At 39.5% G+C, this 23,997-nt stretch carries 22 protein-coding genes; 19 read left to right on the top strand and 3 right to left on the bottom strand.

Annotation, left to right across the window (positions count from 1 at the left end; all coding sequences use genetic code 11):
- Positions 1–69: 69 nt before the first annotated feature.
- From JG29_RS01450 to JG29_RS01495, 10 genes are all read left to right on the top strand, one after another.
- A complete protein-coding gene (locus JG29_RS01450; RefSeq protein ID WP_045922185.1) occupies positions 70–762 on the top strand; it encodes an NAD-dependent protein deacylase in 693 nt (230 codons plus the stop codon).
- Positions 762–1,052: a hypothetical protein gene (locus JG29_RS01455; protein WP_045922186.1), complete on the top strand. Its 291-nt coding sequence runs from the start codon at positions 762–764 to the stop codon at positions 1,050–1,052. Before JG29_RS01450 ends, JG29_RS01455 begins: the two co-directional genes overlap by 1 nt.
- Before the next feature lie 83 nt (positions 1,053–1,135).
- Complete coding sequence (metG, locus tag JG29_RS01460) at positions 1,136–3,139, top strand: methionine--tRNA ligase (protein WP_045922187.1); 2,004 nt, start codon at positions 1,136–1,138, stop codon at positions 3,137–3,139.
- 20 nt (positions 3,140–3,159) lie between these two features.
- Positions 3,160–3,939 carry a TatD family hydrolase gene (locus JG29_RS01465; protein WP_045922188.1) on the top strand — a complete coding sequence of 260 codons (780 nt, stop codon included), beginning with the start codon at positions 3,160–3,162 and terminating at the stop codon, positions 3,937–3,939.
- Positions 3,926–4,498, top strand: coding sequence for a ribonuclease M5 (gene rnmV / locus JG29_RS01470; protein ID WP_045922189.1), 573 nt, complete (start codon positions 3,926–3,928; stop codon positions 4,496–4,498). Before JG29_RS01465 ends, rnmV begins: the two co-directional genes overlap by 14 nt.
- Entirely contained in the window at positions 4,488–5,384 is an 897-nt protein-coding gene (gene rsmA, locus JG29_RS01475; RefSeq protein ID WP_045922190.1) for a 16S rRNA (adenine(1518)-N(6)/adenine(1519)-N(6))-dimethyltransferase RsmA, read from the top strand. The genes rnmV and rsmA overlap by 11 nt, the downstream gene beginning before the upstream one ends.
- 116 nt (positions 5,385–5,500) lie before the next feature.
- Positions 5,501–5,734, top strand: a complete 234-nt coding sequence (locus JG29_RS01480) for a Veg family protein (protein WP_045922191.1) — start codon at positions 5,501–5,503, stop codon at positions 5,732–5,734.
- Positions 5,735–5,841: 107 nt separating this feature from the next.
- On the top strand, positions 5,842–6,687 hold the full coding sequence (gene purR, locus JG29_RS01485) for a pur operon repressor (RefSeq protein ID WP_045922192.1): 846 nt from the start codon (positions 5,842–5,844) through the stop codon (positions 6,685–6,687).
- An 87-nt stretch (positions 6,688–6,774) separates the two neighbouring features.
- Complete coding sequence (gene glmU, locus JG29_RS01490) at positions 6,775–8,163, top strand: bifunctional UDP-N-acetylglucosamine diphosphorylase/glucosamine-1-phosphate N-acetyltransferase GlmU (RefSeq protein ID WP_045922193.1); 1,389 nt, start codon at positions 6,775–6,777, stop codon at positions 8,161–8,163.
- A gap of 42 nt (positions 8,164–8,205) precedes the next feature.
- Positions 8,206–9,180, top strand: coding sequence for a ribose-phosphate diphosphokinase (locus JG29_RS01495; RefSeq protein WP_045922194.1), 975 nt, complete (start codon positions 8,206–8,208; stop codon positions 9,178–9,180).
- 168 nt (positions 9,181–9,348) lie between these two features.
- Here the strand turns inward: JG29_RS01495 and JG29_RS01500 are convergent, their stop codons facing one another.
- Positions 9,349–10,683 (bottom strand): HD domain-containing protein, encoded by a 1,335-nt coding sequence (locus tag JG29_RS01500; protein WP_045922195.1) that lies wholly within the window; start codon positions 10,681–10,683, stop codon positions 9,349–9,351.
- Positions 10,683–11,498 (bottom strand): lipoate--protein ligase family protein, encoded by an 816-nt coding sequence (locus JG29_RS01505; RefSeq protein WP_045922196.1) that lies wholly within the window; start codon positions 11,496–11,498, stop codon positions 10,683–10,685. The genes JG29_RS01500 and JG29_RS01505 overlap by 1 nt, the downstream gene beginning before the upstream one ends.
- A gap of 132 nt (positions 11,499–11,630) precedes the next feature.
- Between JG29_RS01505 and JG29_RS01510 the strand changes: the two genes are divergently transcribed.
- The 5 genes from JG29_RS01510 to JG29_RS01530 all read left to right on the top strand — a co-directional run bounded on the left by JG29_RS01510 (position 11,631) and on the right by JG29_RS01530 (position 16,218).
- Positions 11,631–12,101 (top strand): YwiB family protein, encoded by a 471-nt coding sequence (locus tag JG29_RS01510; RefSeq protein WP_198139886.1) that lies wholly within the window; start codon positions 11,631–11,633, stop codon positions 12,099–12,101.
- 50 nt (positions 12,102–12,151) lie between these two features.
- A complete protein-coding gene (rpoE, locus tag JG29_RS01515) occupies positions 12,152–12,733 on the top strand; it encodes a DNA-directed RNA polymerase subunit delta (RefSeq protein WP_045922695.1) in 582 nt (193 codons plus the stop codon).
- 179 nt (positions 12,734–12,912) lie between these two features.
- Entirely contained in the window at positions 12,913–14,526 is a 1,614-nt protein-coding gene (pyrG, locus tag JG29_RS01520; RefSeq protein ID WP_045922198.1) for a CTP synthase, read from the top strand.
- 74 nt (positions 14,527–14,600) lie between these two features.
- Positions 14,601–15,869, top strand: a complete 1,269-nt coding sequence (murA, locus tag JG29_RS01525; RefSeq protein ID WP_045922199.1) for a UDP-N-acetylglucosamine 1-carboxyvinyltransferase — start codon at positions 14,601–14,603, stop codon at positions 15,867–15,869.
- Positions 15,870–15,969: 100 nt separating this feature from the next.
- Positions 15,970–16,218, top strand: a complete 249-nt coding sequence (locus JG29_RS01530) for a type B 50S ribosomal protein L31 (protein WP_045922200.1) — start codon at positions 15,970–15,972, stop codon at positions 16,216–16,218.
- Between the two features lie 131 nt (positions 16,219–16,349).
- On the opposite strand, the gene JG29_RS01535 is transcribed toward JG29_RS01530, so the two are convergent.
- Positions 16,350–17,516 carry a multidrug efflux MFS transporter gene (locus JG29_RS01535; RefSeq protein ID WP_045922696.1) on the bottom strand — a complete coding sequence of 389 codons (1,167 nt, stop codon included), beginning with the start codon at positions 17,514–17,516 and terminating at the stop codon, positions 16,350–16,352.
- A 137-nt stretch (positions 17,517–17,653) separates the two neighbouring features.
- Between JG29_RS01535 and JG29_RS01540 the strand changes: the two genes are divergently transcribed.
- The 4 genes from JG29_RS01540 (at position 17,654) to acpS (ending at position 23,996) form a co-directional block, all read left to right on the top strand.
- Positions 17,654–19,012, top strand: coding sequence for a UDP-N-acetylmuramoyl-tripeptide--D-alanyl-D-alanine ligase (locus JG29_RS01540; RefSeq protein WP_045922201.1), 1,359 nt, complete (start codon positions 17,654–17,656; stop codon positions 19,010–19,012).
- A 133-nt stretch (positions 19,013–19,145) separates the two neighbouring features.
- Positions 19,146–21,926, top strand: coding sequence for a cation-translocating P-type ATPase (locus tag JG29_RS01545; protein ID WP_045922202.1), 2,781 nt, complete (start codon positions 19,146–19,148; stop codon positions 21,924–21,926).
- 157 nt (positions 21,927–22,083) lie between these two features.
- Entirely contained in the window at positions 22,084–23,568 is a 1,485-nt protein-coding gene (cshA, locus tag JG29_RS01550) for a degradosome RNA helicase CshA (RefSeq protein ID WP_045922203.1), read from the top strand.
- Positions 23,569–23,636: 68 nt separating this feature from the next.
- Positions 23,637–23,996 carry a holo-ACP synthase gene (gene acpS / locus JG29_RS01555; protein WP_045922204.1) on the top strand — a complete coding sequence of 120 codons (360 nt, stop codon included), beginning with the start codon at positions 23,637–23,639 and terminating at the stop codon, positions 23,994–23,996.
- Position 23,997: the final 1 nt, after the last annotated feature.

Here is a 23,997-nt window from a genome sequence, read left to right on the forward strand (position 1 = left end):
GCAATGTTTCAGTGAAATTGGGGAAATTAACTGCTAATTTCGTAGTTTATTCATTTAAGGGGTGTGAAAATGATGGATTTAAATCAAGCCTTAAAGCAGGCACATTATGTAGTATTTATGACAGGAGCCGGAGTATCAACGGCTTCGGGGATTCCTGATTATCGTTCAGAAACTGGAGTTTATGCAGGCAAGCAGAACGCCGAATACATGCTGAGTCACGATAATTTTACTCAACATCCAGCTGATTATTGGAATTTTGTCAAAGAAAATCTTTATTTTCCGGAAGCCCAGCCTAATATTATTCATCAAAAAATGGCTCAGATTGCGAACCAAAAAGGCTGTGTAATTACACAAAATGTTGACGGCTTAGATAAAAAAGCCGGTTGTCAAAATTTGGTCGAATTTCATGGTACTTTATATGATACTTATTGCACGAAATGTCGGCAAGCGGTAGATTGGCATCAATACTTGCAGGATTATCATCATCAAAATTGCGGCGGAATTATTCGTAGTTCAATTGTACTTTATGGGGAAAGTATTCATGAAGAGAGTGTAACACGCTCCTTGCAAGCAGTAGCGCAGGCAGATTTGATTGTAGTAGTCGGCACCAGCTTTCAGGTTTATCCGTTTGCAGGACTAATTCAGTATCGCCAACCGCAAGCCCAATTGATTGCGGTGAATAAAACTCCGTTAACAATGCCGGCCGGCGGACAGATGGTTGTCGGTGATGCTGTCAAAATTTTTCAAGAGGTCGAGGTTTAATGGCTAAAATAGTCGATTATGATGCAGAAATGATGAATATAGATCGTCAGATTTTGCAGTTATTTGTCCAAAAATTAGATTTAGCCCAAAAAGCAGTGCAACAAAAACTGCAACAAAAAGAATTATTAGCGACGCGCGGAGAAGATATTGAAGCAGATGCAACGCAATTAGAATTATCACAGCGCCCAGAATATCGCGCTTATTTAAGGGATTTATTAAGAGATCTGCGTATTATTACCCGCCAATATCAAGCACTTTTGTATCAAAAAAATATTGAGAAAAAAGATTGAAAACATTATGAGTTCTGGTCTTTTTTGTCAAAACCGGCAATGCTATAATTTATAGCAATAATTAAGGAAGTGAGCGAAGAATTATGTCTGAAAAACCAACTTTTTATATTACAACACCGATCTATTATCCTTCGGGAAAATTAACAATCGGCAATTCTTATACTACTATTGCAGCTGACACTTTAGCCCGTTATAAACGCTCTCGCGGCTACGATGTTTTCTTTTTGACGGGTACCGATGAGCACGGCTTAAAAATTGAGCAAAAAGCGGAAGCCCAAAAGATGTCGCCTCAAGCCTATGTTGATAAAATGGCTGCACAGATCAAAAAATTATGGCAGCTGCTGGAGATCTCTAATGATAAATTTATTCGGACTACTGATCCGGAACACGTGGCTGATGTTCAAAAAATTGTGCAAAAATTAATTGATCAAGGTGATGTGTATCTGGGCGAGTATACCGGCTGGTATTCGGTCGATGATGAAGAATATTTTACAGAATCTCAACTAGCTGAAGTTTATCGTAATGATCAAGGTCAAGTTATCGGCGGACGGGCACCTTCAGGGCATGAAGTAAAATTAGTCAAAGAGCCTTCGTATTTCTTTAAGATGAGTAAATACGCTGATCGCTTGTTACAATATTACGAAGATCATCCGGACTTTATTCAACCCCAAAGCCGCAAAAATGAAATGATTAATAATTTTATCAAACCCGGCTTGGAAGATTTGGCCATGTCACGGACTAGTTTTACTTGGGGTGTTCCTATTTTAAGTGATCCTAAGCATGTGGTTTATGTGTGGGTCGATGCTTTACTCAATTATATTACCGCTTTAGGTTATGGCAGTGATGATCAAAGTTTATTTGATCGTTACTGGCCGGCTGATGTTCATTTTGTTGGTAAAGAAATCATGCGATTCCACACGATTTACTGGCCAATTATTTTGATGGCCTTGGATTTACCATTACCGAAGCACATCTTTGGCCATGGTTGGCTTTTAATGAAAGATGGCAAAATGAGCAAATCTAAGGGTAACGTTGTTTATCCGGAAATGCTGGTAGAACGTTATGGTTTGGATGCTTTACGTTATTATTTAATGCGGGCAATTCCTTTTGGCAGTGACGGTTTGTTTACTCCTGAAGATTTTGTAGAACGTGTCAATTATGATTTGGCTAATGACTTGGGTAATTTGCTTAATCGGACTGTAGTGATGATTAATAAATACTGTGCGGGAGAAATGCCTGCTTTGCTGTTAGGACAAACTGCAGTTGATCAAGATTTAGAAACGGTAATTAAACAAACTATCACCGACTATGATGCTGCCATGGATAAGTATGAGTTTTCCACAGCCTTGGATATCACTTGGAAACTAGTAGCCCGGACAAATAAATATATTGACCAGACTGAACCTTGGGTTTTGGCCAAAGATCCGTCTCAAAAACCACAATTAGAAAATGTACTGGCGCATTTGGCAGAATCTCTGAGAATTATTGCAATTTTGATTAGTCCGGTTATGACGCATGCTCCGCACAAAATTTTGCAGCAACTGGGAATGAGTGATGAAAATCTGGAGCAAGTAGAGTTGGGCCATTTACCAAAAACGCACGTAGTAGCGCAAGCAGAGCCTATTTTTCCGCGATTGGAAAAAGAGCAGGAAATTGCTTATATTAAAAAAACAATGAACACTGAGCAAAAAAAGGCACAAGCAGCCGGCAGCTTGAAAACTTCCAAATCAGCTGCGGCGAAGGCAGCTGCAGCTAAAGCTCAAATTGCGATTACCGATTTTGATAAAGTTCAAATTCAAGTCGTAGAAATTTTGGATGTAGAAAAAGTTGCTCACGCCGACCGGTTATTACAATTTAAATTAGACGATGGCAGCCAGCAACCACGGCAAATTATTTCCGGTATTGCCGAATTTTACCCGCACCCAGAAGAATTAATTCATCAAAAGGTGTTGGCAATTACTAATCTGAAGCCGCGGAAGATGCGTGGAGTTGTTAGCCAAGGTATGTTGTTATCAGCCGAACATAATGGCCAAGTACAGTTGGTTACTGTACCGCAGAGTTTGGTTAATGGTTCCAGTGTAGAATAAGAAAATAAAAGAGGATTATTGTGAAAATATTTGACGCGCATACACATTTAAATGATGATCCTTTCGCAGGTAAAATCGATTATTATCTGCAACGGGCAGCAGCATTAGATGTTAAAGAAATGGCGATAATTGGTTCCAACGCGCAATTTAACCAGAGTGCTCTGACTTTGGCCCAGCAATATCGTCAATTACATGCAGTAGTTGGTTGGCATCCAGAGTTTGCAGCCGCTTATAATCAGTTGGCAGAACAAGAATTAATCCAACAATTACAGTTGCCGGAAGTCATTGCTATCGGAGAAATTGGCTTAGATTATCATTGGCCACAAAATCCGGCAGCCCCAGTGCAACAGCGGGTATTTGCCCAACAGCTGGATTTAGCCCAGCAATATCGATTGCCTGTTAATATTCATACGCGTGATGCGTTTGCGGACACATATGCGGTTTTGCAAGCCCACTATCCGCATTTTGGGGTTATTATGCACAGTTTTAATGGCCCCCTGGAATGGTTGGAGAAGTTTTTAGATTTGGGCTGTTATATTTCCTATAGTGGTGTCGTTTCCTTTAAAAACGCACCGGAAGTCCGCTTAGCGGCCCAGCATACGCCTGCTGAACGCTTACTGGTGGAGACCGATGCACCATATTTGACCCCTGAGCCTTATCGCGGACAGCAAAATGAACCAGCATTTACCCACTTTGTGGCTGCTGCTGTGGCCAAGTGTCGTCATGAATCTTTAGAGCAGATAGCCGCTCTTACTTGGAAGAATACACATGAGGTTTATCGTTTAAATGAAAAAGATTAAAGAAGTGCTGGTTGTTGAAGGCCGCTCGGATACAGCCCGGCTGCGGCAAGTACTAGGCGATGTGGATACGATTGAGACTAATGGATCAGCCATTGATCATCGAACTCTGGCTTTAATTAAACAAGCCCAACAGCTTCGAGGAGTGATTGTTATTACTGACCCGGATTTTAATGGTCAAAAAATCCGACAAAAAATAATGGCAGCAGTGCCCCAGGCCAAGCAGGCCTTCATCCGTCGTCAAGATGGTATTCCTGCTAAAAGCCATGGGAGTCTAGGAGTAGAACATGCCAGCGCTAAAGCTATTATTTCTGCTTTGCAAAATGTTTGGACCCCTAAACAAGCACAAGCTGCAAGCTCCATTTCGCAAACACAATTAGTTAATCTCGGTTTGTTGGGGGCCGCTAATTCACAACAATTGCGGGCACTAGTGGGTGATATTTTGCATATCGGTTATGTAAATGCTAAACAATTATTACGGCGGCTAAATATGTTTGCCATTTCTCAACAACAATTAGAAACTGCTGTAAAGCAGGCAAAAGAGGAATTATATGGTAGTTGAAAAATTTGATATTGCTGATCCTCTAAGGACTCAGGCTATTTTAGAACGTTATCAGATTCGGGCTCAAAAATCATTGGGACAGAATTTTTTAAACGATCCTCAGGTCGTCAATCGGATTGTAGCTACAGCGGCAATTGATTCTCAAGACGTCATTTTAGAAATTGGACCGGGTATTGGTGGATTAACGCAGCAGTTAGCTAAAAGTGCCGCTCAGGTTTATGCTTGGGAAATTGACCAACATTTAATCCCAATTTTGCAGGAAAATTTGGCCGATTTTTCTAATATTCAAATTATTCCGGCTGATATTTTACAAGTGGATTTGGCTCAATTTTTTCAAGAGCATAATTTAGAGCAGCGCTCAGTCAAAGTTGTGGCCAATTTACCGTATTATATTACTACGCCAATTTTATTAAGACTATTGCAAGCTCCTGTTTTTTTAACGCAATTAGTTTTAATGATGCAAAAAGAAGTTGCCCAACGTGTCTGTGCTCAACCACACCACCGCGAATATGGTGCTTTAAGTGTATTAGTGCAGGCCAAAAGTATTCCTCAAATTACGCAAATAGTCTCACGGCAGGCTTTTAGCCCTGCTCCGAAAGTAGATTCGGCGGTGGTAAATTTTGATCTTTGTGCTCCTTTACCGGTGACAATTGCTGATTATGCACAATTTGGTCATTTTGTTCAGGCCATCTTTCGCCAAAAACGCAAGACCTTAAAAAACAATTTAATTGCTTATTTAGGTAAAACGCCAACTCATTTACAACAATTACAGCATGTCTATCAACAATTAGGTTATCCATCCACTATGCGGGCAGAACAGTTAAGCCTTCAGCAAATTGTGGAATTACAGCAAGCAATTAACGAGGAATTTTTTCCAAAAAAATAAACCTTTTCGTTGGTAATTTAATAAAGAGAGCTTCTTAATTTGAATGAAATATTTCTTAATTAGATTGTATTTTGTTAATTATTGTGATATAATATCCCTGCGAAGGGGTTGAGTTTATGCCAGCATCATTTGCTTCAATTAAACGCGGTCTAGACGGACATATTGGTGATGGAATTACAGTAATAGCCCAAGCAGGCCGAAAACGTGTTACTCGGCGTCACGGAAAATTAGCCGAGACTTTTCATTCTGTTTTTGTTGTAGATTTAGATCCTACGGAAAATTCTTTCGAACGAGTATCCTATAGTTATGTTGATTTATTAACGAAGTCCATTGAGTTGACTTTTGATTAAGATTGCTGCGGCAATCTTTTTTTGTACAAAAAATTACTTCTTCTTGATAAAATGTTCGGGTTATCGGTTATAATATAATTAAATTGAAAACTAAGCAGGTACATTTTATGAAAATACGAAGAAGTGAACGTTTAGTAGGGATGACGCATTATCTGGAAACCCAGCCATATCGTCTGATACCTCTACCGTTTTTTGCTCAAAAATATCAAGCAGCCAAGTCTTCTATTAGTGAAGATATTACAATTTTAAAGCATGCTTTTTTAGCTAATAGTATGGGTTATATTGAAACTTTGCCCGGTGCCGGAGGTGGAGTTATTTTTACTCCGGGAATTAATAAAGCTGTGGCGACACAATATTTGCAGATTTTACAACAAAAAATGTCTGATCCGCACCGAATTTTACCGGGCGGCTATCTCTATTCTTCTGATATAATTGGAGATCCAACACTTTTGCGGAAAATCGGTTTGTTAATCGCTACGCGCTATGCCGGCCAAAAAGCAGATGCCATAATGACTGTAGCTACGAAAGGAATTCCTATTGCCCAAAGTGTAGCTTATTATTTGAATGTTCCTTATGTAATTGTGCGCCGGGAATCGAAAATAACTGAAGGTCCGACTTTAAGCGTAAACTATGAATCTGGTTCTTCTTCGCGTGTGGAAAAGATGGAACTGTCCAAGCGGAGTTTGCCTGCGGGAGCGAAAATTATCGCTGTGGATGATTTTATGAAAGGTGGCGGTACAGTTAGCGGAATGCGTAACTTAGTTCAAGAGTTTGCCGGTGAATTGCTAGGTATTAGTGTATTAGTTGATGCAAGCAGCTCCTCTTCTTGTCATCAGCCAATGGTTACGACTTTGTTAAATGTTCAACAACTAGATGTACAGCGCCCTAAGCTTACAGTAGGATTAGGTAATTATTTAGACATGACTGATTTCAGCCATTTTCATAATAACTAAATCATAATTTTAGATAAATATTGAGCCTAATTCTACATTAAGGTATGATATTCATGGAAAAATATAGCGATTGAAGGGAATTGGATAATGGCAAAGCGTTTCACCATCATTTTAGCAGCAGGTAAAGGTACGCGGATGAAATCTCAGTACTCTAAAGTGCTGCATCAAGTGTGTGGTCAAGCAATGGTTGAACATGTGCTGACGCAAGTGCAGGCTTTACAACCAAATAAGATTATTACCGTGATTGCTCCGCAGTCCCAGCAAGTACGTGACCTTTTAGGAGATCGCACCCAATACGTAGAACAAGCTGAGCAATTAGGAACCGCCCATGCAGTTTTACAAACGGAAGCTGCGCTGAGCTCACAAACAGGCACGACTTTAATTATGAGTGGCGATACTCCATTATTTACAGCAGCTACTTTGGAAAAATTGTTGGCTTATCATGAAAGTCAGCATGCTCAAGCCACAATTTTAACAGCTCATGCGCCCAATCCGTTTGGATATGGCCGCATTATTCGCAATGCTGCCGGCCAAGTCGTAAAAATTGTTGAGCAAAAAGATGCGAGTGCGCAAGAACAAGCCGTTCAAGAAATTAATACCGGTGTCTATTGTTTTGACAATCAAAAGTTATTTCACTATTTACATCAGGTTCAAAATAATAACGCTCAGAACGAATATTATTTGCCAGATGTAATTGGTTTGATGCAGCAACAGCATGACCAAGTTAGTGCCTACCAAATGGACAATTTTGAAGAATCTTTAGGGGTTAATGACCGCAGTGCTTTAGCACAGGCAACAAAGATTATGCAAAAACGGATTAATCAGCAGCATTTACAAAATGGAGTTACACTCATTGACCCTGAGAATACTATGATTGATGTCAATGTTGAGATTGGTGCCGATACGGTGATAGAACCGGGAGTAGCGCTCAAAGCAGGAACCAAAATTGGGCAAAATTGTTATATTAGTCAAGGATCACGTTTAGTAGGGGCTGTGTTGGAAGATAATGTTCAAGTCACCAGCTCCACTATTGAGCAATCCATTATGCGTGCCGGTAGTGATATTGGGCCCAATTCACATTTACGCCCGCAAGCTGATATTGGACCGGCAGTGCATATTGGAAACTTTTGCGAAGTGAAAAAAGCAACGATTGGAGCACGGACCAAAATTGGTCATTTAAGTTATGTCGGTGATGCGACGGTAGGCAGTGATGTTAATATTGGTTGCGGAGTAGTTTTTGTAAACTATGATGGTCAAAAAAAATGGCATACAGATATTGGCGATCAAGCTTTTGTCGGTAGTAACGCTAATATTATTGCTCCTGTAAAAATTAGTGATCATTCCTTTATAGCTGCCGGTTCCACGGTGACTGCGGACGTGCCCCAACACGCGATGGCAATTGGTCGGGCCCGACAAACTAATAAAAATGATTATTGGTCCAAATTACCCTTGGCGGATGATCCGCATTGGCGATAAAATAATTAAGGAAGTTAAATTTTAAAGAAAGTTGAGAGAGTAATGTCGATAAATAAATCTGAATGTGAAATGAAACTTTTTGCGCTAAATTCCAATAAGCCGTTAGCACAAAAGATTTCCGCTGCTGTAGGAGTACCTTTGGGAAAATCTTCGGTTAATCGTTTTAGTGACGGAGAAATTCAAATTAATATTGAAGAAAGTACCCGGGGAGCAGATGTATTTATTATTCAGTCTACTTCAGCACCAGTTAACGATAACCTGATGGAACTATTGATTATGATTGATGCTTTAAAACGGGCCTCAGCTCAAACCGTTAATGTGGTAATGCCTTATTACGGATATGCTCGCCAAGATCGCAAAGCCCGTTCTCGCGAACCCATTACTGCTAAGTTGGTCGCTAATATGTTAGAAAAGGCTGGAGCCAACCGGATTTTGGCTTTAGACCTTCATGCTTCTCAAATTCAGGGATTCTTTGATATTCCGGTAGATCACCTTTTAGGAGCGCCCTTGTTGGCGGACTATTTCTTAGAGAATCATCTAGATGAGGATGCAGTAGTAGTTTCACCAGATCATGGCGGAGTGGTTCGTGCCCGGCGTTTGGCAGAATTTCTCAAATCTCCAATTGCAATTATTGATAAAAGGCGGCCACGTCCCAATGTTTCAGAAGTAATGAATATTATCGGTGATGTGCGTGATAAAAGAGCGATCATTATTGATGATATGATCGATACGGCAGGAACCATTACTTTAGCAGCCCAGGCTTTGATGGATGCGGGAGCAAAAGAAGTTTATGCTAGCAGTACACATGCAGTTTTATCCGGACCGGCAATTGAGCGCTTAGAACAGTCACCTATTAAAAAAGTTATTGTTACCGATTCAATTCAATTACCACCCGAGAAGAGGATCGATAAAATGGTACAAATATCTGTGGGTCCTTTAATTGGTGATGCAATTAAACGTATTTATAAAAATGAACCAGTTAGTCCTTTATTTAATAATAGATATAAGCGACATTAGACAATCAACTGAGAATAAAACGAAAAATATTTTGGTAGAAAAGAAAAAGAAGACTTAGACAAAATTAATAAGTCTTCTTTTTTAGCTGCAAATAAATTTATATTACTGTAAAAACAGCTAGTCCAAGCAAATTCTGAATTAAATTATTGCTTGTAAAATATTGAGAGTTTATTTTAACGCTCCATTAATAATATGTTTTTGAAAAGCTGCGAGATCTGAGGCAAACATACTACTTTCTGGTTGATCTAACATTTCTTTAGGAAAATAGAAACGATGGTCCCCACTTTCTCGACCGCTGAGTGCTTGAACTATCGGACTGACAGTGGATAACTCTTGGAGTGAACCGTCCGGTTTTTGTAATTCAATTTGCGTTTTGGGTTCTTTAGCGGAAGGATGGTAAAGGTCATAGGGTAAATCGAAACTATTATTAATAGCCGTATAAAAATGAGGATCAAAGCCTGCATTCTGAACTAAAGTCTGTAATTGTTGGATTTTTTCTTGTTGCGCCGGTTCAAAAGTAATAGATTTAAAGGGATGACGATCAAGGAAGCGATGAGCCAAGTCTCTTAAAATAGGATCAGGATGATCGCGCCAGATATTAAAGTAAGTATTTAAAACACCATCGTCTAGGCGAATATAATCAGTAACAGAAATCTGTTTTTTAAAAAAGGGAATGAGCAGATGCGGCATTGCAAACTGGGCCAATTTATCCTGATCATAAAGATATTGGGCCCGGTTCAACAATTGCATAAGCACTACTTCCATTCCGCGTGATACCGGATGAAAATAAACTTGCTGGTACATTTGAAACCGCGAGACAATGTAATCTTCGACAGCATGCATACCATCAATGTTAAACGCAATACCCCCCTGATAAGGCCGAATTACACGCATGATTCTTGTTAAATCAAACATGCCATACTGAGTACCCGTATAATAAGCATCCCGTAAGAGATAATCCATTCGATCAGCATCAATTTGACTGGAAATCATTTGCACTACTTGTTCATTGGGATAAGTTTTAGCAATAACACTGGCCACTTGTTGCGGAAAGTCAGGACTGATCTGTTGTAAAATTTGATTAACTTCAGTTTGGGGACTGGTGATAATTTTTTGGGTCCAAGCTTCATGATCGGTATGAAAAATATGTTCAAAGGTATGCGAGTAGGGACCATGACCGATATCGTGCAGCAAAGCAGCGCACAATACAACCAAACGCTCATGATCATCCCAGCAACCGTCACCAGGTTTTTGAGAAGAATAGTTCTGGGCAAAAGTATTACAGATACGACGTGTTATTTCATAAACACCAAGGCAATGCCCAAAGCGTGAATGTTCAGCACCATGAAAGGTTAAAGAAGTAGTTCCCAATTGCTTGATGCGACGTAACCGCTGAAATTCCGGTGTATTGATTAGATCAAGAATAACTCGCTGTTGGACATGAATATAGTTATGCACCGGATCTCGAAAAACTTTTTCTCGAGGTAAATAATCTGCTTCCATTAATGGACCTCCTGGTTAAGTATTTGGTTCAGATGCTGTTGATGTGTTTTTTCTCTGGTAATAATAGCAGCAAAGTCTGGTTGTTGGGCTAATTCTGTAGGCGACATCAGCTGCAGGTGGGGATAATCTTGTTTATAAGTTTGTAAAATACGTTTTTTACAATCCGTAACCGTAAATGCATTAGAAAAGAAATCCTGAATATTAGCCATGCTTTGGGGCCAAACAGTAGGAAAAGTTGCATCTTGAGCCGTATTAGCTATTTGATAAAAATGCTGCAGGACTTGACCTCTTTGCAGCTGATCGCCATTAACAGATAAATAAAGCATAACCACCACTGCTTGATGGCGGCGACGTTGAGCCATACCTCCGATTTTTTTGCCAGCGACAACCAGATCATAAGTTCCGGGACAATAAGAATGGTCAATTTGATAATGTTCCAGTGATAATTCCGGCAAGCTCCTTTGTAAATAAGAAAAGGCCAGTTCATAAGCCTCTTCAATCGAATAAGCCGCAGTGGGAGGAATGAAAAAACTAACATTTAAAACGCCTGGATCACAGACGACAGCCAGGCCTCCGGAATTACGGATAAAATAAGTGTATTGTTTTTGCCTGAGCAGTTGCAACCCTTGTTTGAGATGGGATAAATGTTTATCTTGGAGGCCTAAGATGATTGTGGGCCGACTTTGCCAAAATTGTAAAATTGCGGTTTGTTGGTGAGCACAAAATTGTAAAAGAAAGTTAGTTTCCGGGAAAATGTTTGTCAATTCAGCTGTAGTTTGATAAGTATGGTCATAAATCCAAGTGTTATCGCTCATAGTGGGACCTCTTTTCATAATCTAAATTTAGTTTAATTAACTTTAGATTTAATTACAATAATATTAGGCAGTGCAGGAAAAATTCTAGTATTTCTTTGGCAATCGTCTTAAGTAATAGTTATAATAAAAACATTGGCGATTTTAATTGATATTGAAGGTGTAATTTTGACAGAACGTCAAGCGCAAAAAGTGCAGGTACAATTAGCTATTCAGACTAGACAAAACGGCCAGCAAGACAATTACGGAGTAACAGAAATTGGTCAAGCTGTTAAGATTGGTCCACAATTGTACCTGCGTTATCAGGAAACTGCAGGAGAACAGGAAGTTAAAGTTTTGTTTAAGATTGCTGCCGATAACTTACTAACAATTAAGCGTTCTGTAAAAAATCAGTCACCGACTAAATTGGTGTTTAGTCGTTTGCAAGATCAAATAATCAATTATCCTACAGATTATGGAGACTTAATTTTAATAACCCATACTAAAAAAATGCGGCTTTTAATTGCGCAAGCCCCGCTTTTGGGCAAGATAGATTTGGAATACTCTTTAAGATCGCCTAATGGCTTAATTGGGGATTATAATTTAAGATTGCTTTTTAAGAGTTAAATAGTTAAGATGAAAAACAGACTGTTGAAAGGACGTGGACAGAGTTGGCTTTGGAACTTAAGCAATTTGCAGGCGAAAACAAAAGTGATTTGTCAATGATTGAAGTAGCACAGGCTATTTTGGAAAATAAGGGTGCAGCAATGGCCTTTGCTGATATCGTTAATGAAATTCAACAATATTTGGATAAAACTGATCAAGAAATTAGAGAACATTTGCCGCAATTTTATACTGACTTAAATGATGACGGCGACTTTATTTCTTTAGGAGAAAATGTATGGGGCTTAAGAACCTGGTATCCTTATGATTCCGTTGATGAAGAAGTCAACCATCCCGAAGATGCCGAAGATGTTAAAACACCAAAAATTAAAAGAGTTAACGCCTTTTTAGATGATGATGAAGACGATGACGATGAAGATGTTATTGACTATGATGATGACAGTTCCGACGTATTAGACGATGATAGCGACGATGATGAGCATATTCCGGATCTTTCCAAATTTTCCAGCTCTGATCTCGATTTTGATGCTGATGATAATACCCTGCCAGATGATGGTTTAGATGATGGTATTGAGGGCGATTTAAGCGAATTTTCTGATGCTGATGACACTGATGATGAGGATGATAATAATTAATTATTTGTGCAAAAAAATTTGACGCTGCTAACATTTGTCTTTATAATGCTATTTGGGCGCTTTATAGTGCGTTGAGCAGGCTCTCTATTCTAGATATGTTGAATGGAGGCCTTTTTTCATTTGTAGAAATTAACCCACAAAAGACCACCTAGTAAATTTAATATAAAGGAGATATATACATGACTAAGTATGTTTTTGTGACCGGCGGAGTTGTTTCCTCTTTGGGCAAGGGGATTGTTGCAGCTTCTTTAGGCCGCTTGTTAAAGAATCGTGGCCTGAAGGTTACCCTACAAAAATTTGACCCTTATATTAATGTTGATCCGGGAACTATGAGTCCTTACCAACATGGAGAAGTCTTTGTCACTAACGATGGAACGGAAGCTGATTTAGATTTAGGGCATTATGAACGTTTTATTGATATTGATTTGAATAAATATTCTAATGTTACTACCGGTAAAATCTATTCCGAAGTTATTCAACGTGAACGCAGAGGAGATTATAATGGATCAACCGTTCAAGTAATACCGCATATTACAAACATGATCAAAGAAAAAATTATGCGGGCGGCTACTACTACTGATTCTGATGTGATTATTACTGAAGTTGGCGGAACTGTTGGTGATATCGAATCCTTACCGTATTTGGAAGCATTACGGCAAATGAAAGCCGAAGTGGGTACTGAAAATGTAATTTATATCCATACGACACTGATTCCTTATTTAAAAGCCGCTGGAGAAATGAAAACTAAGCCGACTCAGCATAGTGTTAAGGAGCTTCGAGGAGTAGGAATCCAGCCCAATATTTTAGTTGTTCGAACAGAGCAACCGATTTCTCAAGCTATGCGTGATAAGATTGCTTCTTTTTGTGATGTCGATCCCGAAGCAGTTATTGAATCTTTAGATGTTCCCACTTTATATTCTGTGCCTTTGAACTTGCAAAAACAGGGTATGGATCAAATTGTGTGTGATTATCTGCATCTGCAAACGCCACCTGCAGATATGCAGAATTGGAAACGGCTGGAACAGCGTGTTTTGCATTTGAAGCATCAAACGACTATTGCTTTGGTGGGTAAATATATTGAATTAAAAGATGCCTATATTTCCGTTAATGAAGCTTTAAAACATGCTGGCTATGCTTATAATACCGATGTCAAAATCAAACGTTTCAGCTCTGAAGAAATTACCGCCGCTAATGTAGCCGATAAAATGCGTGATGTTGATGGTATTATTATACCTGGCGGCTTTGGTCGGCGCGGCTTAGAAGGTATGATTCAAACAGTGAAATATGCTCGGGAAAACGATGTTCCGTACTTGGGAATTTGTTTAGGAATGCAGATGGCCTGTCTAGAATTTGCCCGTGATGTAGCCGGTATTAGTGATGCCACCACCGCCGAAATGGATACTAAAGCACCACATCGAGTAATTGATCTGATGGCTGATCAACGCGACATTGAAAATCGCGGCGGGACTTTGCGATTAGGAGCTTATCCATGCAAATTAAAACCTGGTAGTGTAGCCGGAAATGCTTACAATAATCAAAGTGTAATCCAAGAACGTCATCGTCACCGCTATGAATTTAATAATGAATTTCGGGAAGTTTTGGGTAAACATGGTTTAGTCTTTTCCGGAGTATCACCAGACAACCATTTAGTTGAAGTCATTGAAATTCCGCAAAACAAGTTCTTTGTCGGTGTTCAATACCATCCGGAATTTTTATCGCGTCCGACTCATCCGGAACCGATTTATAAGCAATTTATTGGGGCTGCTTGTGGATTAAGTGAAAGTGATATCTAATATTAGTGTACTTTAGTTAAATTTTATATTATTATTTTAAGAGTATTAGCAATTAAGAAGGATTGAGAGAAAATATGGCACAAATGGTTATTAACGGGGGAAAAAGGCTATCTGGTTCTGTTACAATTGGTGGTGCAAAAAACAGTACCGTGGCTATTATCCCGGCAGCCATTTTGTCAGATACTCCCGTCGTACTTGATTCCGTGCCGCAGATTAAAGATGTTTATAACTTAATGGATATGTTGGCCGATATGAATGTGAGATCTAGCTTTCATGATCATGTTCTAAAGATTGATCCGACTGATATTAAATTAGTGCCTCTTCCACATGGGAAAGTAACTAGTTTACGGGCATCTTATTATTTCATGGGATCACTATTAGGGCGTTTTGGCAAGGCTGTTGTAGGTTTTCCCGGTGGAGATGATATTGGCCCTCGGCCGATTGACCAGCATATTAAAGGTTTTAAAGCACTAGGGGCACAAGTTAAAGAACATGATAATTCAATTGTGATTGAAGCTCCCCATGGATTACATGGCAATCGCGTGTTTTTGGATATGGTTTCGGTCGGTGCAACTATTAATATTATTTTGGCAGCTGTCAGAGCTCAAGGAACTACAATTATTGAAAATGCAGCTAAAGAACCGGAAATTATTGACTTAGCGACTTTTTTAAACAATATGGGAGCTAAGATCAGAGGTGTCGGTACCCAAACGATTCGCATTGTCGGAGTTCCGCATCTGGTGTCTACTAATTCGCATATGATTATTCCTGATCGAATAGAAGCCGGCACGTATTTATCCTTGGCCGCCGCGGTTGGCGATGGAATTTTGGTAAAAAATATTATTGCTGAGCATTTAGATGCTTTTTTGGCCAAAATTCAGGAAATGGGCGTAAATTTAGATGTTCGGGAAGACAGCATTTTTGTTTATCCGAATAGTCAATTATCCGGAGTTAAAGTTAAAACCAGTCCTTATCCTGGATTTGCTACTGATTTGCAGCAGCCTTTAACACCTTTGATGCTCTTAGCGGACAGCCGCAGTATCATTGTCGATGCAATTTATCCCAAAAGAACCCGTCATATCCCGGAATTAATAAAAATGGGAGCTGCAATTAAGGTTCTAGATGGACAAATTGTTGTTGATCCTACCAAACAATTAGCTGGGACTGAAGTTACTGCCGAGGAAATTCGTGGTGGGGCTTCATTATTAATTGCTGCTTTAATGGCGCAGGGAACGACAGTAATAAATCAGGCTGAGAATATTATGCGCGGTTATGATTGTATTATTGATAAATTACATGCTTTACAAGCCGATGTCAGCTACTCCGGCAAAGAGTCATTTTAAAGTTAATTGCAAGTAGGCATATTTCGTGTTATCATGTCATAATGTCAGTAAATTTAATCTCTAGATTAGCAGATAATTTAGGGCGAGGAGTGTATTTAAAATGAAGAAAGAAATTCATCCAGATTATCATCAAGTTGTATTTATGGATTCAGCAACCGGCAAGAAATTTTTAGCAGGTTCAACTGCTACTTCTAATGAAACTACTGATTATGAGGGTCAAGACTATCCTTTAATTCGAGTAGAAATTACTTCTGATTCACATCCTTTCTATACTGGTAAGCAGAAGTTTACTCAGGCTGACGGCCGGATTGATCGTTTCAACAAGAAGTACGGTTTTACCAATAAGTAGTGGTTGTTGTGCAAGCTAATATTTATTTGCACATGAAAAAGGACTTTAGATGTCATGATCTAAAGTCCTTTTCTTCTGGTAACTATTAATGCAAGTCGATAACTTAATTGATAAAACAGTTACTGTTAATTCTAATTTTGTTCTTTTTTGGTAGTACCATAAACCCAGATTAAATTAATAAACTCTAACAAAGCCGTTGATAAAAAGACGGCGCTATAACCAAAACTGCCGGAAATCGTGGAGCCTAATAAAGGTCCAGCGCAATTACCAATATATTGGAAACTTTGATTATAACCAAAAATTCTGCCGGAAACTTCATGAGGGCTGTCTTTAGCTAAAATTGTTTGGACTTGCGGCAATAAGGCAGCATCCGCAATACCCACAATAAATCGTAAAATAACTAGCTGCCAGACTTGATTAACAGCCGCTTGCGGAATATAAACCAGTGTAGATAAAATTAATCCAGCTAATAAGACTTTTTTGGTACCAATGCGATCACCTAAATCACCAAACTTGGAAGACAGTAAAGCCGCCGGAATACCAGGCATCGCGGTCACAATACCGCTGATCAAAGCTACTTGGCCTGAATTATGCATCAGCTGCTTGACATACAGGCTGATAATTGGATTGATGGAATTATTGGCTGTTTGAATAATAAGAGTGGTAACAAACATTCCAATCACTACTTGCGGATTACTTAATTTTTGCATAACCTCCCGTAGAGAAGGGATTTTTCCTTTGGGAACTGGGGTGAATTTTTCCTGTACGAAAAAAAGACACAGAAAAAATGCTGCCAACAATAAACAACCGGTAATCAAAAATGGAAGTCGATAGCCCCAAACTTGGGCCACAGCTCCTCCCACTAACGGTCCTAACAGAGAACCAGAAACGGTCCCGGTAGTTAAAGTACCCAAGGCTTTACCAACATGTTTATGCGGAGCTGAGGTGGCAATCAGAGTGTTGGAATTACTGATATAGCCGGCAAAAATGCCTTGTAATCCCCGCAAAAATACTAATTGATAGACATTAGTGACTAAAGACATAGCTCCAATAACAATTCCCATGCCTAAGGATGCGCGTAAAATGATTAACTTGCGTCCTTTTCGATCGGCTAATTTACCCCAAAAAGGGGAAATAATGGCTGAGATAATAAAAGTTACGGATAAAGCTATTCCTGACCACATTGAGGTTTGTTGATTACTAAATTTTCCTAAAGTGTTGATATACAACGGTAAAAAAGGTGTTACCATACTAAATCCGATTCCAGCAATAAAATTACCGAAAGCCAGGACATACATGTTGCGACGCCAATAATTATCTGTTGTTTGCACTAATTGACCACTTACCTTTTTAAAGTATTAAAAAACATTATAGCACTATCATTACAAGTTTTTTTTTAGTATGCTGAAATAAAAGTATTTTTAGGAGTAATATTATGCAGATGAAATTAACTGAAATTGCACACGCTTTGCACATTGAAATGCAAGGATTAACTGAAACGACTATTACTCAAGTAGTTTTTGATAGTCGCCAAGCACAGCCGGGATCCTTATTTGTACCGCTAGTTGCTGCGCGTGATGGGCATGACTTTGTCGCAGCTGCTTTTGAAAATGGTGCTAGTGCCACCCTCTGGCAGAAGGATCATCCTTTACCTGCTGGGGCGCATAATTATTTACCGGTTACCGATACGCTCGCAGCTTTACAGCAATTAAGTCATTATTATTTAAAAAAAATAAATCCACTGGTAGTAGCAATAACCGGAAGTAACGGCAAAACGACCACTAAAGATATGACTGCTGCTATTTTGGCAGAAAAATATCAAGTTGTTAAAACTCAAGCCAACCACAATAATGAAATTGGCGTTCCTATCACTATTTTATCGATGGAACAATCCACAGAGGTTTTAGTGGTCGAAATGGGAATGGATCATGCGGGAGAATTAGCGGCCCTGTCGTCTTTGGTGGATCCTGATATTGCGGTGATTACTATGATTGGTGAAGCCCATATTGAATTTTTTGGTACGCGGGCTAAAATTGCAGATGCCAAAATGGAAATCACTCAATTTTTAAAACCGACAGGAACCTTTATTTATAATGGTGATGAGCCGCTTTTGCGGCAACGAGCACAAAGTTTAACCCAAGAACAACTTACTTTTGGCCGGCAATCTTCTAATGATTTAAGGGCCAGCCAGATTGTGCCTACTAAAGAACAAACTACTTTTATGACTAATAAATGGCCACAGCAGCAATTTTTGATTCCGATGTTAGGTGATTACAATGTGGATAATGCTTTGGCAGCTCTTTCAGTGGGAGCTCGTTTAGGAGTCGAATTGCCAAAAATGCAGCAGGCTTTGGCCCACTTTCAACCTACTAAAAATCGCACTCAGTGGCTTAAAGCTGCTAATGGAGCACAAATTTTGAGTGATGTTTATAATGCTAATCCGACTGCCATGATTGATGTTATTAAAAACTTTAGTCGTGTACCAGCTGCTGGGCGCCGTTTGTTAGTATTAGGAGATATGTTGGAACTAGGTGAGCAGGCGGCCGATATGCATGCCCAAGTTGCTCAAGCCATTAATCCTGATCAGATTGCTGCAGTCTATCTTTATGGTGATTTAATGAAATCTTTGCAGGTGGCTTTAAAACAGAGCTTACCGGTTTATTATTATCAATTAGGCCAAATGGACTTGTTGATTGCCGCCTTAAAAAAAGACCTAAAAGCTGACGATATGGTGCTATTAAAAGCCAGCAATGGGTTACATTTAGATCAAGTTTTGGCTGCACTTTTGCCATAAACCAAGTTGATTTCTCTTTTAAATTTTTAACTTACTTTATTTATAGAAATATTTTTAATTAAATCGCAATTAGGCATGAAAAATAGTCTGCTAAGGTTTAAGATAAGGGAGAAATTTAAAGGAGATGTCAACTTTGGCTAATGTACAACAGACACGAGCTTTGGCTCAGCAACCTATTACTCAAGTTTTAGCAAAGATGCAAACTTCCCAGAAAGGTCTGAGTAGCAGTGACGCGCAAAAACGTTTGGCGAAATACGGGCCTAACAAAATTAGTAAAAATGCCAAAAAATCACAACTCAAAGTTTTTTTGAAAAATTTTACGAGTTTAATGGCTATTTTATTGTGGGTCGGCGGTGTAATCGCTATCATTGCTGGGATGCCGGAATTGGGAATTGCCATTTGGGCGGTCAATGTCATTAATGGAATATTTTCTTATTGGCAGGAACATACAGCACAAAAAGCAACTGATTCTTTAATGAAAATGCTGCCCTCATACGTGCGGGTATATCGTGATCAAAAATTAGTCCAAATTAATGTTGAAAATTTAGTGCCTGGTGATGTTTTTGTTTTACAAGCGGGTGATGCTATTTCAGCGGATGCGATGCTGCTGGAAGCCAATTCGCTCCAAGTAGATCAATCGGCTTTAACTGGTGAATCGGTCCCGGAAAGTAAGCAAGTCCAATATGCCCCGGGAGAAGGAGAATTTGCGGAAGCTAATTTGCTGTATGCTGGAACCAGTGTCGGTGCTGGAACTGGGGTGGCGGTTGCTTTAGCTACCGGCATGGATACTGAATTTGGAAAAATTGCTTCTTTAACCCAAACTCAAGAACAAGCTGATAGTCCACTGACCCAAGAACTCAATCAATTGACCCGCCAATTATCAATTTTGGCGATTATTATCGGTCTCGCCTTTTTTCTCTTAGCTGTCTCGGTAGTTCATTATCCTTGGGCAAAAGCATTTATTTTTGCTTTAGGAATGATCGTGGCCTTCATTCCGGAAGGCTTATTGCCCACAGTTACGCTTTCTCTAGCTCAAGGAGTAACGCGGATGGCTAAAAAACATGCCTTAGTTAAAGAATTGAATTCAGTGGAGACTTTGGGTGAAACTACCGTTATTTGTTCAGACAAAACGGGAACTTTGACCCAAAATCAAATGACTGTCAATCATATTTGGCTGCCTTTTCGCGAATTTTTAGTGACCGGTAAGGGTTATCTGGCTAATGGTGATATTAAATTTCGGGGACATCCGGTAGAATTAAAACAACAACCGGAACTGCAACGTTTTCTGGAAGTTGCAACTTTGGATAATGATACCAGGATTGAACCACCGCAAAAAGAAGGAGAAAAGCCTAAATTACTCGGAACTCCAACTGAAGCAGCCATGATTGTAATGGCCCAAAAAGCGGGAGTATTGGCAGATAATGTGGAAAAACAGTATCCCCGCCTGAAAGAATTAACCTTTGATTCGGAACGTAAGCGGATGAGTACAATTAATCGTTTGCCTGATGGTTCTGTGCGAATTTGTGTCAAAGGTTCTTTAGGTGATACTTTAAATTGTTGTAGTCAAATTATGGATCATGACGGGATACGTTCAATAACTGCGCAGGATCTTCAACGGGCGCAAAAAGCAGAAAGTGACTATGCCAAAGCCGGGTTGCGTACTCTAGCAGTAGCCTATCGGGACGTAGCGGCCCAAGATGTGCCGACTGATTTAAGCAGTTGGGATATTTCAGCAGTGGAACAGAATTTAATTTTATTAGGACAAGCAGCGATGGCTGATCCGGCACGCCCAGAGATTTTTGCCGCGGTGAAGAAATGCCATGATGCTAATATTCGAATTATTATGGTTACTGGAGATAGTCCGGTTGTCGCCAGAAGTATTGCTGCACAAATTAAGATTGTTTCTAATCCCAATGTCCGGGTAATTACTGGGACCCAGTTAAAAACAATGAGTACACAAGATTTAAAGGCAGCCTTTAAAGAAGAACTTATTTTTGCCCGAGTGGCACCGGAGCAGAAATATAAAATAGTCTCTACTTTACAGGACATGGGAGAAATTGTGGCATCTACTGGTGACGGTGTTAATGATGCGCCTGCCTTAAAGAAGGCTAATATTGGTGTGGCAATGGGAGTAACCGGCACTGATGTAGCTAAAGATGCAGCTGATATGATTTTAACTGACGATAATTTTGCCTCTATTGTAGCCGCGATCGAAGAAGGCCGAACAGTTTATAATAATATTCAAAAATTTCTGACCTATATTTTGAATTCTAATGTAGCAGAAGCGATCCCTTCGGTGCTCTTTTTACTAAGTAAAGGGGCAATACCACTGCCTTTAACGGTAATGCAGATTTTAACCATTGATTTAGGGACAGATATGCTGCCGGCCTTGGGATTAGGTGCTGAAAGTGCAGAACCGGGGATTATGAAACTGCCGCCGCGTTCACGTCAGGCTCATTTATTAACTAAAAATGTTCTCTGGCGCGCTTTTGGCTGGTATGGTCTAATTGGGTCAGTTGTTTCCACGGCCGGTTATTTCTTTGTTAATCATACCTTTGGTTGGCCACAGGTACCTTTAGCAGCCAGTGGTGAACCTTATATTGAAGCAACTACTATGACTTTGGCAGCGGTGGTCTTTTGTCAAATGGCTAATGTTTTAAATTGCCGTACACAGAATGCTTCAGTTTGGAATTTAGGTGTCTTTAGTAATCATAAAATTAATATTGGTATTTTTGCCGAATTTTTGATTTTAATTGTTTTAATGTATGTTCCGCTGCTACAAAATGTTTTTCAAACGGGTCCTTTAAATGCTGAAGAATGGCTCTTTTTAATTTGTATTCCAATTCCAGTCTTCTTTTTGGAAGAGTTCAGAAAGAAATTGGTACGCCATTATAAATCGGCCACTTCTCTCTAAAAATAATATTTTTTACTTTATCTTGGCTTTAAAAAATGTTAAAGTTATTAACTGGTGAAAGTTTCTGAAAAAATATAAGTGAATTACAAGACGGTTAGAGTTTCAAGGATGAACACCGGTTTTGTGATAAACTTTCACAAAATCTAGGAGGATATTTTTGAAATTTAATGAACTTAATTTAGATGACAGCCTACTCTCAGCTATTGCTGAAGCCGGCTTTAATGAAGCTACTCCCATTCAAGCACAGACAATTCCATTAGTACTTTCCGGAGTTGATGTTATTGGTCAAGCGCAAACTGGAACGGGTAAAACAGCTTCTTTTGGACTACCAATTCTGCAGGAAATAGATGTACAAAATCCGCACATTCAAGCGTTAATTATTTCTCCCACCCGCGAACTGGCGGTTCAAACTCAAGAAGAATTACAGCGTTTAGGCAAATATCGCCATGCCAAGGTGATCGCCGTGTATGGAGGTTCTGATATTCGCCGGCAGATTAAGCAACTACGGGAACACCCGCAAGTAGTTGTAGGAACACCGGGCCGCTTATTAGATCATTTAAAGCGCCACACTTTGAAATTGGAAGCAGTGCAACGGGTAGTTTTAGATGAAGCTGATGAAATGTTAGATATGGGCTTTGTCGAAGATATTGAAAATATTTTGGAAAATGTCCCTTCACAACATCAAACTTTACTTTATTCTGCTACCATGCCCAAACCAATTATGAGAATTGCCGAAAAGTTTATGCAACAGCCACAGATTGTTAAAATTAAATCTAAAGAATTAACGGCTGATAAGATTGAGCAGTATATGGTTCGTTCTAAAGAATATGAAAAATTTAATATTATGACACGGCTGTTTGATGTGCAAAAGCCGGAGTTGGCCTTAATCTTTGGAAGGACTAAAAGACGAGTTGATGAATTAACACGGGGTTTAAAAGCTCGCGGATATAATGCTGAAGGCATCCATGGAGACTTATCTCAGCAAAAGCGGATGAGTGTTTTACGTCAATTTAAAGCAGAAAAGCTCAACTATTTAGTTGCTACCGATGTGGCTGCGCGCGGATTAGATATTTCGGGTGTGAGTCATGTTTATAATTATGATATTCCTCAAGATCCTGATAGTTATGTGCATCGAATTGGCCGAACAGGAAGAGCTGGCCGTTCGGGAGTTTCTGTAACTTTTGTAGCTCCTAACGAAATGAGCTACTTGCGTTCGATTGAACAATTAACTAATGTGCGGATGTTGCCGTTAAAACCTCCGACTGATGCGGAAGCTTTAGCGGGACAAATTGATACTGCTAAGCTGGAAATAACTCGGCAAGTAGAAAATGATAAATTAGATAAATTTGCGAATGCGGCTCAGGAGCTGTTGGATGAATATGATCCTTTAACCTTAGCGCAGTTATTGTTGAAGAATCTGAGCAAAGATCCGGAAGCTATCCCGGTAAAGATTACACCTGAACGCCCGTTACCTAGTCGCCGTTCACATGATAACCGCAGCGGCAATCGCTATCGTAGTCGGCGTTCCGGCCATCGAGACTATCATTTTGAAAATCGTCGGGGACGCTCTCGGCACGATCAAAATCATTTTAATCATCGACAAAATAAGCGTCACAGTTATAATATTCGTACTCAAGGTTAAAGTGATAATATGGATTAACGTAGTTGAATTTGTCAGATTTCAACGGCGTTTTTGTTTGAGGTAAGAAGATGATTCAAGGAATAGGAATCGACATTACCGAAATTGCCCGTGTTTGGCGAGCTAGTCAACAAACTGCCGGTTTTGTTACCCGGATTTTAACTCCCGCGGAATTGGCAATTTATCGTCAATATACTGCTAGAAGGCGACAAGAATTTTTAGCGGGGCGTTTTTCTGCCAAAGAATCTTTTAGTAAGGCTTGGGGAACAGGGATTGGCGCGATCAGTTTTCAGGATTTGTCAATTTTAAATGATCAGCGTGGTCGGCCCTATGTTGAACAACAAATTTACCCAGGTAAAGTCTGGATTTCGATTTCTCATACTGTTGATTATGTATTTACTGAGGTTATTTTAGAGAAAAGAGTAAATTAGC

Source organism: Bombilactobacillus mellis (assembly GCF_000967245.1).
In the GTDB taxonomy this organism is placed as follows: Bacteria; Bacillota; Bacilli; order Lactobacillales; family Lactobacillaceae; genus Bombilactobacillus; species Bombilactobacillus mellis.

What these genes read in the sequence shown, in the direction of transcription:
- JG29_RS01450 (WP_045922185.1), top strand. Translation starts at nt 70, where the DNA reads ATGATGGATTTAAATCAAGCCTTAAAGCAGGCACATTATGTAGTATTT.
- JG29_RS01455 (WP_045922186.1), top strand. Translation starts at nt 762, where the DNA reads ATGGCTAAAATAGTCGATTATGATGCAGAAATGATGAATATAGATCGT.
- metG (WP_045922187.1), top strand. Translation starts at nt 1,136, where the DNA reads ATGTCTGAAAAACCAACTTTTTATATTACAACACCGATCTATTATCCT.
- rnmV (WP_045922189.1), top strand. Translation starts at nt 3,926, where the DNA reads ATGAAAAAGATTAAAGAAGTGCTGGTTGTTGAAGGCCGCTCGGATACA.
- rsmA (WP_045922190.1), top strand. Translation starts at nt 4,488, where the DNA reads ATGGTAGTTGAAAAATTTGATATTGCTGATCCTCTAAGGACTCAGGCT.
- JG29_RS01480 (WP_045922191.1), top strand. Translation starts at nt 5,501, where the DNA reads ATGCCAGCATCATTTGCTTCAATTAAACGCGGTCTAGACGGACATATT.
- purR (WP_045922192.1), top strand. Translation starts at nt 5,842, where the DNA reads ATGAAAATACGAAGAAGTGAACGTTTAGTAGGGATGACGCATTATCTG.
- glmU (WP_045922193.1), top strand. Translation starts at nt 6,775, where the DNA reads ATGGCAAAGCGTTTCACCATCATTTTAGCAGCAGGTAAAGGTACGCGG.
- JG29_RS01495 (WP_045922194.1), top strand. Translation starts at nt 8,206, where the DNA reads ATGTCGATAAATAAATCTGAATGTGAAATGAAACTTTTTGCGCTAAAT.
- JG29_RS01500 (WP_045922195.1), bottom strand. Translation starts at nt 10,683, where the DNA reads ATGGAAGCAGATTATTTACCTCGAGAAAAAGTTTTTCGAGATCCGGTG.
- JG29_RS01505 (WP_045922196.1), bottom strand. Translation starts at nt 11,498, where the DNA reads ATGAGCGATAACACTTGGATTTATGACCATACTTATCAAACTACAGCT.
- pyrG (WP_045922198.1), top strand. Translation starts at nt 12,913, where the DNA reads ATGACTAAGTATGTTTTTGTGACCGGCGGAGTTGTTTCCTCTTTGGGC.
- murA (WP_045922199.1), top strand. Translation starts at nt 14,601, where the DNA reads ATGGCACAAATGGTTATTAACGGGGGAAAAAGGCTATCTGGTTCTGTT.
- JG29_RS01530 (WP_045922200.1), top strand. Translation starts at nt 15,970, where the DNA reads ATGAAGAAAGAAATTCATCCAGATTATCATCAAGTTGTATTTATGGAT.
- JG29_RS01535 (WP_045922696.1), bottom strand. Translation starts at nt 17,516, where the DNA reads ATGTATGTCCTGGCTTTCGGTAATTTTATTGCTGGAATCGGATTTAGT.
- JG29_RS01540 (WP_045922201.1), top strand. Translation starts at nt 17,654, where the DNA reads ATGCAGATGAAATTAACTGAAATTGCACACGCTTTGCACATTGAAATG.
- acpS (WP_045922204.1), top strand. Translation starts at nt 23,637, where the DNA reads ATGATTCAAGGAATAGGAATCGACATTACCGAAATTGCCCGTGTTTGG.